The sequence below is a fragment of the Helcococcus massiliensis genome, from assembly GCF_900258485.1.
Classification (GTDB): domain Bacteria; phylum Bacillota; class Clostridia; order Tissierellales; family Peptoniphilaceae; genus Helcococcus; species Helcococcus massiliensis.
The window spans coordinates 155,377-168,130 of the sequence record NZ_OGVE01000003.1 but is presented as its reverse complement, the minus strand read 5'-3'; the positions used below and the strand labels follow the sequence as shown (position 1 = coordinate 168,130).

The following is a 12,754-nucleotide window of genomic DNA, read 5'->3' as shown; positions in this document are numbered from 1 at the left end:
CTGCAACAGTTTTTTATTATGCTATATCTTTTACAAAAACATCAACATGATCAATTTCAAAAGCTAATATTGTATGTATTTGTTCTTTTACATTTTTTTGAACATTTTCGGCTACTTCATAAACATTTTCACCGGCTTTTACAACTATAGTAACTTTAATTTGCATGCTATTATCTTCAACGTTTGCAATCAAAGCTTCTTTTTTTCTTCCATCAAATTTACCATTTCTATATCCGATAACGCTGTGTACACCTTCAACTTTTAATGCGCTTTCTGCAACTAATTGGTCTATTATATCATTTGAAATCTTAACTGAACCATTCTTAAAATCAGACATGATTACCTCCTTTTTATAAAAAGCAAATATGCTTATATATAAGATTATTATATGCAAAAGATAGCCTTTATGCAAATTACTTTTTATGCTATCAACAACTATTGAAATTGTGTTATAATTATTTATACGATCAAAGAAGGAAGTACAAATGAAAAGAAACAAAATTTTTGGATTAGATTTACTTAAAACAATAGCGATTGTTGCAATAGTTATATACCATTTAAATGCGGCATGGTTTCCAGGTGGTTTTATAGGAGTTGACCTATTTTTTGTAATATCAGGTTACCTACTAGCATCTTCTTTTTTAAGACAAGATGAAGAAAATAGATTTTCCCTATTTAAAAACATCTTTAGGAGGATAAAAAATCTCTGGCCACCACTATTTATAGTAGTATTTTTTGTGACTATTTTTATAACAATGTTTAATAAACCTATTTTAGACATAGCTCACAGAGATATATTTCCATCTTTAACCTTTACCAATAACTGGTGGTTTATCATCAATAAGGTGGGATATTTTGACTCATATTTCCAAAGTCCATTTAAACACCTCTGGTATATTTCTGTTTTAATGCAGGCCTATATAATATTAAATATTCTATTTTATTTAACAAGTAAGTTATCTGTAAAAAATAATTACAAAACATTTAGAATCACAATTTCAATCCTAGCTATAATATCTTTTGTAGCTATGCAAATCTTGTATGATCCTGAAAATATTTCTAGAGTTTACTACGGGACCGATACTAGAATTTTTGAAATAATTATAGGGGTTTTGGCCTATTTCCATTATCCAATAAGGAAATTAAGAAAAGAGGATTCTAGAAATAGCTTAGAAAGCTATGAAAAAGATAAGTTTGAAATAAAGCTATCTAAGTCTATATTGGCCTTAATCAGTGTACTTAGCTTGGCGGCCTTTGTAGTCCTAGGCATATATGTATCTGAAGAATACACTTGGGTTTATAGGGGAGGATTTTTATTATTTGCTTTACTATCTGTAGTAATGGTTTATACCATGGCTAATGATAACAACCCTATTTTTAATAAATTTAGATATATACCATTTATTACAAGACCTGGTGAAATGTCATATTCTATCTATTTATGGCACTTCCCAATAATTATCTTGTCAGAAACTCAAGCTGAAATAAATGGACCAAAGACCATATATGTAGTAATTAGGGTGCTAGCATTCTTAATTTTATCAGCCTTTACCTATTACTTTATGGAAAAACCTCTGGCAAAAGAAAGAAAGGCGAGACCTAGATCTAGAAGAGAAAGAGAAAAAACAAGAGAAAGAAAGTCAAATGTCCTGGTACAAAGAGTTGGATTGGGACTTGCTATAATCTTTATCTTGGGTGCCTTCGGTATAGGTATACCATTTATTTCAACAGCCTTTGTTGATACAACTAGAAATATAGACTTACCTGATGAACTTGTAACAGATGGTGAAGAACTAGGTCAAAAGGCTAAAGAAAATGGCATGGAAATTATAAAGCCAGCAGAAAAGGAAGAGAGTCCAAAAGAGCCTGGTTCAAATACCCAAGAAGAGGTTAATTTTGATGGAATTAAATATGACAAGATAGTTCTAATAGGGGATTCTCTTGGAGTAAATGTCGGCTTAAGTTTAAAAGAAAAATTAAACAATGTAATAGTTGATGCTAAGGTTTCAAGGCAACTATACCAATCAGAACCAGTTTTCGCAAAATATGCTGAACATGATTCTGAAAATACAGCCTTGGTAATGATGCTTGGTACCAATGGTTTATTTAACGAAGGTCACTTAGATAAGTTAATGGCACATTTTCCAAAGAGCAAAAAGGTCTTTGTGAATGTAAATATGCCAGACTCATGGAGAGATAAGGTAAACCAAGATCTAGCATCCTATGTTGAAAAACATCCTGAAATAAGCTTGGTAGATTGGTATTCAAACTCAAAAGATCATCCAGAATACTTCGCTAAAGACAAAACTCATTTAAATAATGATGGTATAAATGTCATGATAAATTTAATAGCACAAGAACTTAAAAAATAGAGATAAAGTGTGTGGGGAAGCTGAAAAGAGCCTACACACTTTATTTCTTTATTAATGTCAATATGCTATAATTTTTATTACGGAGTGATTATGACAAGTTTAAGAGAAAAATATTTAGACATAAAAACAGAATATCTATATAAAAGTATTTATGAGAAAAATCTTTATAATAACTTATACATTCAAAAATTTGGAAAATATGAGTTGGAAAAGAAAGAGCTCTTGTATAAGATGTTTATATATGACCAAAGAATCCAATCTAAGCTTTTATTTAGCATGAGTACAGACCTAAAGACTTACTCAAATGTTAATTTAATAGACCAGTATTCAGATGGAATAGCTCAGATTGAATATAGGGATTTAATAAATCATATAAATGAATTAAAAAACTTGCTTACAAAAAATGACTTATTTATAGCAAGGGCAAATGAAAATCTCAATGATAAGACTAAAGTAAAAATTAGAAAACTATTGAAATATACAGATCCTCTTCTAGTTAATGGGGAGAGGTCGAAAAACCTATATGAGAGCTTTATTCTTCAAGGAAAATCAGCTTATCTTCCATACTTAAAGGAACTGCTTGATTTTGCTGAGGTAGTTCAGGGGAAGACCAAGAAAAATCCTAAAGAAGTCTATGAAGCAGCGATTGAAACTTGCAAAAAAGACTTGGAAGAATTGGATAATACTTTTCCTATAAATATAGCAGACAAGCTAAATTCTAATGAATATAAAATGAAACAAGAAGAAGACTACAAAGAAGAGATTAAAAAGGCTAGAAAATCATTAAAAAAGATGTCGCAATTTTATCTATATAGCAAGGATGATTCAGGTCTACTTAACTAATTATTAATATGGTATAAAAACATGCAAGAAGGGGGATGCAATGTTAAAAATAGAAAATTTACATGCTCAGGTAGAGGGCAAGGAAATATTGAAGGGGATAGATTTAGAAATTAAATCTGGTGAAACTCATGTTATCATGGGGCCAAATGGTTCGGGTAAGTCTACCTTATTAAAAGTGATAATGGACCATCCAGACTATGAAGTAACTGAAGGTGAAATCTTCTTTGAAGGTGAAGATATATCAGAAGAATCAACTGATAAAAGAGCTAAGAGAGGTATGTTTTTATCCTTCCAAAACCCAGAAGAAGTTGAGGGTATCTCTGTAGAAAACTTTTTACGTACAGCCTTCACAAATGTTAAAGATGAAAAACCGCAATTATTAGAATTTAGAAGAGATTTAAAGAAAAAATTAGAAGAATTAGACTTTAATGGAGACTATGCGCAAAGATACTTGAATGTAGGCTTCTCAGGTGGGGAAAAGAAAAAGAATGAAATCCTACAAATGAAAGTTTTAGATCCAAAATTTATTATGCTTGACGAAACTGATTCAGGCTTGGACGTAGATGCAACAAAGATTGTTTCTAAAGAAGTGTCTTCATTCTTAAATGAAGATAAGGCTGCACTAATCATTACCCACCATTCTTCAATATTAGAATCAATTAAGCCAGATTTTGTCCATGTAATGATTGAAGGAAAGATCGTAAGGACTTCAGATAGCAGCTTGATAAGCGAAATCGAAAAAGATGGTTACTCTAAAATAAGAGAAGAGGTAAAAAATGTCTAAAAAAACCTATGTTGAAGATATAGATAGGGGAATTTACGACAGAAAAAATGATTTTGAATATGACAAAATTTCCTCTAAGGGTTTAATAGAAGAAGTTGTCAGACAAATCTCAGCTGAAAAAAATGAACCAGAATGGATGCTAAAAAAAAGATTAGAAGCTATGAGAATCTTCTATGAATTGGATAATCCATCATGGGGACCAGACTTGTCAGCTGTGGATGTTGATGAATTAACCCTATATGTAAAGCCAAAAGCAAGAGAAGTAAACCAATGGGATAATTTACCAGACAATATAAAGCAAACATTTTACGACCTAGGTATACCACAGGCAGAAATTGACGCCTTAGCAGGTGTTGCTGCCCAGTATGACTCAGAGGTTGTGTATTCAAATGTTAAAAAATATTTGAAAGAATTGGGTGTAGTTTATATAACCATGGAAGAAGCCTATGAAAGCCATGAAGACCTATTAAAAGAATGGTTTGGCAAGGCTATAAATCCATCTATGCACAAGTATGCAGCCTTACACTACGCTGTTTGGTCGGGTGGATCTTTTGTATATGTACCAAAGGGTGTCCATGTAGATATTCCAATTCAATCCTACTTTAGATTTAATGCACCTGGTGCAGGTCAATTTGAGCATACCTTTATTTATGTAGATGAAGGTGCTTATGTCCATTATATTGAAGGATGTTCAGCTCCTAAGTACAATGTAGTCAATGTTCATGCTGGTGCAGTAGAGTTATTCGTAAAAGAAAAAGCTAAACTAAGATATTCAACCATAGAAAATTGGTCAAAAAATATGTACAACCTAAACACCAAATCAGCTATAGTTTGGGAAGAGGGCCATATAGAATGGGTTTCAGGATCCTTTGGTTCTGCAGTTTCCATGCTTTATCCATCATCTATTTTAATTGGAGAAAATGCGAAATCTGATTATACAGGTATCACTTTTGCTAATGATGGGCAAATATTGGATACAGGTACCAAGGTTGTACATGCTGCTCCAAATACCTATTCTACAGTTAACTCTAGATCAATTTCAAAATCTGGTGGTGAAGCTATTTATAGGGGATTGGTGCATTTTAAAGAAAATGCCGCCGGTTCAAAATCCAATGTTAACTGTGAATCCTTGATGCTTGATAACCAAGGTTCAGTATCAGATACCATTCCTGTAATGATCATCGAAAATGATGATGTAGACCTAGGTCACGAAGCGAAGATAGGTAGGATAGATGACTCTAAAATTTTCTACTTGATGTCTAGAGGCTTGTCTGAAGAAGATGCTAAGGCCATGCTGGTAAGAGGTTTTGCTGAACCTATAGCTAAAGAATTGCCATTAGAATATGCAGTAGAAATGAACAACTTAATTAGTTTAGAACTAATTGGATCAATAGGATAGGAGGATAAAATGACAAAAGCAAATATTTTACCTCATATAACCTGGGGTCACACAAAAGCCAACCATGTTGATATAGAATTACCAGAAATAAAGTATATTGATTTTTCATCAAATCCTGATACAAAAGGATCTGAAGATTTTAACCATGTATTTGAAAACAAAAAGTATGGAGTTTCAGATTCAGTAAAAGAATTAAATGAAAAATATAGAAACTATTCTGAATATTACGAATTTACAGGCCAAGAAGACTTAAGAAGAGAATTTAAACTGACAGAAGAAATTAGTAATATAAATGACCTACATGAAATCCATGTAAGGGAAGGGGCCAATGCCAAAATCTTATTTGACTATAGGACTGAAGCTGACATAGAAGCCTTTAGAAACTCTATTTTCAAGATAAATGCTGAAAAAAATTCAGAAGTAAAGATTGTGATTGTACAAAGACTTTCACACAAGTCTCAATCCTATGTCTCTTTAATTTCTGAAATTGCAGAAGATGCAAGAGTTCACCTTGTTCATATTGAATTGGGTTCTAAAAAGGCTTATGCAAACTATGAAGTAGAATTGGTTGGTGACAGGTCAGAATCAGATATTAAAACAGCTTATTTTGTTGATGGAAATAGGTATTTAGACTTAGCCTATGTCATGACTCACTATGGGCAAGAGTCTGATTCCGACATGGTTTTACAAGGGGTATTGAAGGACCATGCTGAAAAAAGATTTGCGGGTACCCTAGATTTCTTAAAAGGATGTAGACTTTCTACAGGTAATGAAGAGGAATTTGTTACCCTCTTAGACCCAACTGTAAAATCAAGGGCTATTCCTATATTATTAGCTCGTGAAGATGACATTGTAGGTAACCACGCTGCTTCTGCAGGACGTGTAGATAAAGAAATGCTCTTTTATATCCAATCAAGAGGTTTTGACCAACTAGAAGCTAAGAGGATAATTATTGAATCAAAAATTAAACCAATACTTGATTTGATAGAAGACATAGATTTAAGAAATGAATTATTAGAAGATATTAGACAAGGAATAAGAGAATGAGACCAGAAGAAATAAGGAAGGACTTTCCTTTTTTCGAAAAAAATAAAAATATCACTTATTTAGATTCGGCTGCAACCAGTCAAAAACCTAGTATTGTAATCGATTCTCTTAAAGAATATTACGAAACCTTCAATGCTAATGCTGGCAGAGGGTCTTATGGCCTATCTGCAAAGTCAAAAGAGATTTTAGAAAATACTAGAGAAAAGCTTAAAGACTTTACCAAGGCAGGACATGACTACGAACTTATATTTACCAAGTCTGCTACAGAAGCTTTGAATTTAGTTTCATATTCTTATGGATTAAATAATCTTAAAAAGGGTGACCAGGTCTTAATCTCTATTGCTGACCACCACGCCAATCTGGTTAACTGGCAATATATCTGCGAAAAAACTGGATCAGAATTAAAATATTTCTACCTAGATGAAAATTTAAATTTGGATTTGGAAGACTACAGGAGAAAATTAAATTCTAAGACCAAGATAGTAGCCTTTACAGGTGCTTCCAATGTCTTATCCTTTGAAGTAGAAATTGCTAAAATGGTTGAAATGGCTAAGGAATATGGTGCTGTAACTGTAGTAGATGCAACCCAGTTAATTAGCCACAGGCAAATTGATGTGGATGCATATAAGTGTGATTTTCTAGCTTTCTCTGGACATAAGGCCTTGGCTAGCCAGGGAGTGGGATGTCTTATAGGTAAAAAAGATTTACTAAATAAGATGGATCCATTTTTACTTGGTGGAGATATGATTGAATATGTGACTGAAGAAAGCGTGTCATATGCAGAAATTCCAAGCAAGTTTGAAGCTGGTACTCTGGATATTGGGGCTATTTATTCACTAAATAAGGCTGTGGATTATATAAATCATATAGGTTATGAAAGCATAGAAAAGATTGAAAGAAATCTATTTTCCTATTTGTTAGAAGAAATAGAAAAGTTAGACTTTGTAAAAATCTACTATGATCCTAGCCATAGCCATACCAATCTTATATTCACTATAGAAAATATTCATCCCCATGATATAAGCCAGATTTTAGACTATTATGGTATATGTATAAGGACGGGCCACCATTGTGCCCAGCCCTTACATAGGTATTTGGGCTTAAATTCATCTTCCAGGGTATCTATCGCTTTTTATAATACAAAAGAAGAGATAAACAGATTAATATGGGGATTAAAAAAAGTAAAGGAAGTAATTTATGGAGCTTAATCAAATATATACAGAGTTAGTTAGGGAACATTCTATGAATTCTTCTAACAAGCATCCTTTAGAAAATAAAACTGATTCACAAATGGGAGTTAACCCTTCGTGTGGAGATGAACTCAAGTTAAATGTTCTTATAGAAGATGGAATAATCAAGGATGCTTCCTATGAAGGTATAGGTTGTGCAATATCCCAAGCTTCCGCTTCCATGATGATTGATGTAATCAAGGGAAAGAGTCTAGAAGAGGCTAAGAAAGATGTACAAATATTTTTAGGGATGATTCAAGGTGAAGACCTTTCTGAAGATGATTTAATAAAAATAGGTGATGCAGCTGTATTTGAATCCATATCAAAATTACCAATGAGGGTAAAATGTGCTGTCTTAGCCTGGAGAACGCTTGACAAAATCTTAGATACAAAATAGAATATATAAGGCTGATAACTGGGTACAAGCCCAGTTATTATATTCTAAATGGAGAGTGACATGAAATTTTTAGTAAAGAATAAAATATACACATATTCTATTATCTTATCATTTATAATCATCACAGTTATAAGGCTAATCACTGTAGAGAATAATATTCCATCAAAATTATTTATGGATGCATGTATTCAATCATGTATATGTATCTGTGCAGACTTAGCTTGGGATGCACCAGGAGTTGGTGGTAAATTTGCTAGCAGGTATATAAAAAATGACCAATCATTTGTTTGGGCTCTAGTAGCAGCTTTGGTTCCTTCACTTTATTATGCAATTATATTAAACTTTACAGGATTATACCTATCCTTTGGTGAATTTATACCAGGATTTTTCAATATGTATATTAAAGGCATGCCACTATCATTTATAGTGGGATATGTAGCTTCCATATTTGTTACTTATGCCTTTAAGTATATGGAAAATAAAGTTGGAAAACATTGAAAAAAAAACGATTAATGTTATTATTTATACAAGATAGTAGGTTCGAATAATTTGGGAGGATCTTATGAATAACGGTCAAATTTTTAATCAAATGGCATACTTATCTATAATTGATAAATACTTGGATACCGGAATTAGAGTTTTATTAATAATATTAATTATAAGTTCAATAATATATATTTGGAAACACATGAATAAATAAAACAAAATCTGCTTGGAAATAAAATTCCAGGCAGATTTTTTAATCTTTATAATTAATGTTTTTTATGCTTATAGTCATCTAAGAAGGTGTGAGGATCTTTTATATATACTGTATCTCCAACTTTTGCGCCCTCTTCTAATTTTTCAGTGACTATGTGAGTATGGTCGTCATGTAGGGCGAGCCAAGACCCATCTTCATATATTTCTACTATTTTAACAGGGATATCTTCTTTTATAGACTTGTAATGGTGGACCTTTGGTGGATTACTTGCATAATCTATCAAAAGATACCTGTCTTCTACAACCATAATTGTGTACTGGCTGTTGCTGGTTAAAATCAAGTCCTTGTCATTAATTTTTTCTATCTTATTTCCGAAAATTTCTTCAATTTTGCCCCTTGCTTCCACATCTGTTAATGGAGTCATCTGAGTGCTTTTCACATTGTCTCTAATTAAAAATATAGAAAGTAAAACAATAACAAATACTAAAGCTATGATAATCTTATTCTTCATTAATCTAACACTCCAAAACTATAACCTTGAGCCTTCATATGGTCTATTAGAGCTCCTAAAGCATTTAGAGTTACATCTTTACCATCATGCATTAAAACGACAGCTATATTTGGGTTTAGAGTAAATCTTTTAGAATGTTCAAAGTTATCAATCACCTGTTGGGTATTATTTGGTCTAGGAATATCATTTGGGTCTCTAGGTTTAATTGGTTGGGCATCACCATTCATAGTGTTCCAATCAATCCATATAACTCCCATATCTTCCAAAGCCTTGTCAGATTTAGCTAAAGATTGTTTATTCCATGACATGTGTCCACCAGGATATCTGGAAGTTTTATGTTTAAAATCAGCTCCTAAATATTTTCTAAAGGCTTCTAAAGTTTGATTTTCTTGCTTAATAATTTCATCTTTATTTGCAATCCTATTTGGATACAAGTGGTCATAATTATGGTCGAATGAGTGACTTCCTATAACGTGTCCTTCTTCATAAATTCTTTTAAGTAGGTCAGCTGTATCATCACCAATATTTTTACCAGGCATATAAAAAGTTGCTGGTACATCTTTTTCTTTTAGGATATCTAATAGTTTCCCTGTAGTGTCCTTATTAGGACCATCATCAAAAGTTAAAAAGGCGATTTTTTCGCCTTTATAATCTTTTTTTTCGGTAAATTCTCTTATAGTTTTTGTATCATAAGCATAGCTTTTTTCTGGATTTTTATCTTTTACACTAGCCAATACATGGCTTACAGGATTTCCAGATTTTTTAGCTTCTAACTTCTTTTCTAATTCTTCTATAGTACTCTTTGTTTTGTCTAATTCTTCTTGGACCTTATTTAAGTTTTCTTGAAGGTCAGCATTTTCAGTTTTTAGTGAAGATACTGATTTCTCATGCCAAATAAAGGTTAAGATAAAAGCACAAATAGTAAGTGTTAAAAAGAAAAAGAAAAATCTTTTCCAAACTATATGATGTTTATGTGTAGTCATAATTGCCTCCTATAATCTATTAATCATTTTATCACTAATATTTAGGTCAATCAAAAATAGTTAAAATAAAAAATTTGTTGTATAATACTATAAAGAAAATGATAAGGAGAAATCATGGCAAACAAGATACAAATAGGTAAGGATGCCTATATTAATTTATCAAAATTAAATAGACATGGTTTTATTGCTGGGTCAACAGGTTCAGGTAAAACTGTGACTTTAAAAGTGATTACTGAATTGTTAGCAGAAAATGGCATACCAGTATTTCTATCAGATATTAAAGGAGATTTATCTTCTTTAATTGAAGAAGGTGAAACAAATGAAGCTATTAGCAAAAGAGTTGAAGAAATTGGTCTTGAAGACTATAGCAATAGAAAATATGATGCTGAATTTTTAGATGTATTTGGGAAAAGAGGTATACCTCTAAGAACAACTATATCTCAAATGGGACCGGTAATGCTTGCTCAAATACTTGGTTTGAATGATACTCAAGAGGGTATTTTAAATATTGCTTTCAAATTGGCAGATGAGAAGGGGCTACTCTTAATTGATATAAAAGATTTAAGGGCAGTTCTAAATTTTGTTGATGAAAATAAAAAAGACTTGGCAAGCCATTATGGAAATATATCTTCAGCCTCCATTGGAGCTATATTGAGATCTTTACTAGTCTTAGAAAACCAAGGTGGGTACTTATTCTTTGGAGAACCAGCCTTTGATATAAAAGACTTAATGAGGACCAATAGTGCTGGTGAGGGAATGATAAATATCCTATCAAGTCAAGACTTGTACAAGTTTCCAAACCTATACGCGACATTTTTAATGTGGTTGCTATCAGAATTGTATGAAAGCTTAGATGAAGTAGGAGACCAAGAAAAACCCAAACTCGTCTTTTTCTTTGATGAGGCCCATGTGCTATTTAACAATGCTTCAAAAGATCTTTTAGAAAAGATTGAATTGGTTGTAAGGTTGATTAGGTCTAAGGGGGTAGGAGTTTTCTTTGTAAGTCAAAAGGCTACTGATATACCTGATGATGTGTTGGCTCAATTATCAAATAGGATCCAACATTCCCTAAGAGCTTATACACCAAAAGAGCAAAAAGAGGTAAAGGCTATAGCTGAATCCTTTAGGCAAAAAGAAGGTGAAGACTTAGAAGAAGTCATTATGAATCTAAAGACCGGTGAAGCCTTAGTTTCAGTCTTAGACGAGGATTCGAAACCAACATTCGCTAAAAATGCAATGATAAATCCTCCTAAGTCTAAGATGGATAATGTCACTGAGGACTTGGTAAATAGGGCGATTAACCATTCTGCTCTTTATGATAAATATGCAGAATATGTGGACAATGAATCAGCATATGAAATCTTAGAAAAAGAAAAAGTAATAAGACAAGAAGAGGCGGCAAGGCTTGCTCAGGAAGAAGCTATTAAGAAAGAAGAAGTAGCTCAAGCAAAAGAGGCTCGAAAAGAAGCAAAAAAACGTAGCAATAGAATGACTCCTTTTGAAAGATTTGCAAATAATATAATTGGATCTATCGGAAGAAGTGTAGGAAGAGAAATTTCCAGAGGAATTTTCGGTAATAGAAAGAGATAAAAATTATGATGAAGAATAAAAAATTATTAGTGCTAGTATTAGCCTTATCTTTATTGATAGTGGCTTGTGGTAAAAAAATATCTAAGGATGAAATAGATGGTGGGGAGACCTTTAAATATGTACACCAAGGTGGTTTCTACTTAAACAATAAAAATGTAGCTGTTCCAGTAGAAGAAGCTAAAAATAAAAAAATAGTAGAATGGTATACAGAACCAATCTGCCCATTCTGTGTTAAATTAAATGGCGAAACAAAGCCATATCTAAAAGATGTTCAAGATGATAATACATTGATTAAATATGTTCCATTAACATTTTTGGGTAAAACTGGTGCAAAAGATGAAGTGACTTACTCAGACGTGATAACAGGAATTTGGTTATCAATGGCTGAACATGATCCTGAATTAGTTGGTAAATATTATGAGTTAACATCCAGTGAAGAATGGTTGAATAAATTACAAGAATCACCAAATCAAAATCAAACAATCCATGAAGCTTATGCAATTACCTTATCAGGTAAGAATTGGGATAAAATTTTTGGAGATTTGGAAAAATTCATGCAAGTTTCAAAAAATTCTACTGAATACATTAAAACAGATAAAGAATTAGCTTCAAAAACAAAGGATGGAAAGTTAACAACCCCAACCCTATATGTACAAGGAGCCGAAAAAGCTGTAGATATATATGATGAATCTAACCTAAAGACTAATATAGAAGAAGCTTTAGGAAAATAGAATAATATATAAATAGAGACTCTCATTATGAGAGTCTCGTTTTTTCTGTATTGTTGGTTGAGTGTTTTTAGTCAAGACTATTTGTGGAGTCGAATAAGTTTTAAAGACTAAAAGTAAATTTAAAACTTATGAATTTTTGAAAATTGTAAGTATAAAACTTAAAAATTG

Annotated in this window: 14 protein-coding genes; 11 read left to right on the top strand and 3 right to left on the bottom strand. The window is 32.1% G+C overall.

All coding sequences use genetic code 11. From position 1 onward, the window contains the following. Window positions 1-16 precede the first annotated feature (16 nt). On the bottom strand, window positions 17-337 hold the full coding sequence (locus C4Q29_RS04130; RefSeq protein ID WP_103981549.1) for an Asp23/Gls24 family envelope stress response protein: 321 nt from the start codon (window positions 335-337) through the stop codon (window positions 17-19). A gap of 148 nt (window positions 338-485) precedes the next feature. Here C4Q29_RS04130 and C4Q29_RS04125 point away from each other — a divergent pair, with 148 nt between their 5' ends. The 9 genes from C4Q29_RS04125 to C4Q29_RS06330 all read left to right on the top strand — a co-directional run bounded on the left by C4Q29_RS04125 (window position 486) and on the right by C4Q29_RS06330 (window position 8,771). Continuing rightward, a complete protein-coding gene (locus C4Q29_RS04125; protein WP_103981548.1) occupies window positions 486-2,372 on the top strand; it encodes an acyltransferase family protein in 1,887 nt (628 codons plus the stop codon). Window positions 2,373-2,462: 90 nt separating this feature from the next. Next, a complete protein-coding gene (locus tag C4Q29_RS04120; protein ID WP_103981547.1) occupies window positions 2,463-3,215 on the top strand; it encodes a hypothetical protein in 753 nt (250 codons plus the stop codon). 40 nt (window positions 3,216-3,255) lie between these two features. Next, window positions 3,256-3,999: a Fe-S cluster assembly ATPase SufC gene (sufC, locus tag C4Q29_RS04115; RefSeq protein WP_103981546.1), complete on the top strand. Its 744-nt coding sequence runs from the start codon at window positions 3,256-3,258 to the stop codon at window positions 3,997-3,999. After that, window positions 3,992-5,398, top strand: coding sequence for a Fe-S cluster assembly protein SufB (sufB, locus tag C4Q29_RS04110; protein WP_103981545.1), 1,407 nt, complete (start codon window positions 3,992-3,994; stop codon window positions 5,396-5,398). Before sufC ends, sufB begins: the two co-directional genes overlap by 8 nt. 9 nt (window positions 5,399-5,407) lie before the next feature. After that, window positions 5,408-6,445 carry a SufB/SufD family protein gene (locus C4Q29_RS04105; protein WP_103981544.1) on the top strand — a complete coding sequence of 346 codons (1,038 nt, stop codon included), beginning with the start codon at window positions 5,408-5,410 and terminating at the stop codon, window positions 6,443-6,445. Beyond that, window positions 6,442-7,653 (top strand): aminotransferase class V-fold PLP-dependent enzyme, encoded by a 1,212-nt coding sequence (locus C4Q29_RS04100; protein ID WP_103981543.1) that lies wholly within the window; start codon window positions 6,442-6,444, stop codon window positions 7,651-7,653. Before C4Q29_RS04105 ends, C4Q29_RS04100 begins: the two co-directional genes overlap by 4 nt. Next, entirely contained in the window at window positions 7,643-8,071 is a 429-nt protein-coding gene (sufU, locus tag C4Q29_RS04095) for a Fe-S cluster assembly sulfur transfer protein SufU (RefSeq protein ID WP_103981542.1), read from the top strand. The genes C4Q29_RS04100 and sufU overlap by 11 nt, the downstream gene beginning before the upstream one ends. A 60-nt stretch (window positions 8,072-8,131) precedes the next feature. Then, a complete protein-coding gene (locus C4Q29_RS04090; protein WP_103981541.1) occupies window positions 8,132-8,569 on the top strand; it encodes a hypothetical protein in 438 nt (145 codons plus the stop codon). 64 nt (window positions 8,570-8,633) lie between these two features. Next, window positions 8,634-8,771, top strand: coding sequence for a hypothetical protein (locus C4Q29_RS06330; RefSeq protein WP_159459207.1), 138 nt, complete (start codon window positions 8,634-8,636; stop codon window positions 8,769-8,771). 52 nt (window positions 8,772-8,823) lie between these two features. Here C4Q29_RS06330 and C4Q29_RS04085 read toward each other — a convergent pair whose 3' ends face one another. After that, on the bottom strand, window positions 8,824-9,282 hold the full coding sequence (locus tag C4Q29_RS04085; RefSeq protein WP_103981540.1) for a hypothetical protein: 459 nt from the start codon (window positions 9,280-9,282) through the stop codon (window positions 8,824-8,826). After that, window positions 9,282-10,265, bottom strand: coding sequence for a polysaccharide deacetylase family protein (locus C4Q29_RS04080; protein ID WP_103981539.1), 984 nt, complete (start codon window positions 10,263-10,265; stop codon window positions 9,282-9,284). Before C4Q29_RS04080 ends, C4Q29_RS04085 begins: the two co-directional genes overlap by 1 nt. 114 nt (window positions 10,266-10,379) lie before the next feature. Between C4Q29_RS04080 and C4Q29_RS04075 the strand changes: the two genes are divergently transcribed. Beyond that, complete coding sequence (locus C4Q29_RS04075; protein ID WP_103981538.1) at window positions 10,380-11,855, top strand: helicase HerA-like domain-containing protein; 1,476 nt, start codon at window positions 10,380-10,382, stop codon at window positions 11,853-11,855. A gap of 5 nt (window positions 11,856-11,860) precedes the next feature. Further along, window positions 11,861-12,586, top strand: coding sequence for a DsbA family protein (locus C4Q29_RS04070; protein WP_103981537.1), 726 nt, complete (start codon window positions 11,861-11,863; stop codon window positions 12,584-12,586). The last annotated feature ends 168 nt before the right edge of the window (window positions 12,587-12,754 follow it).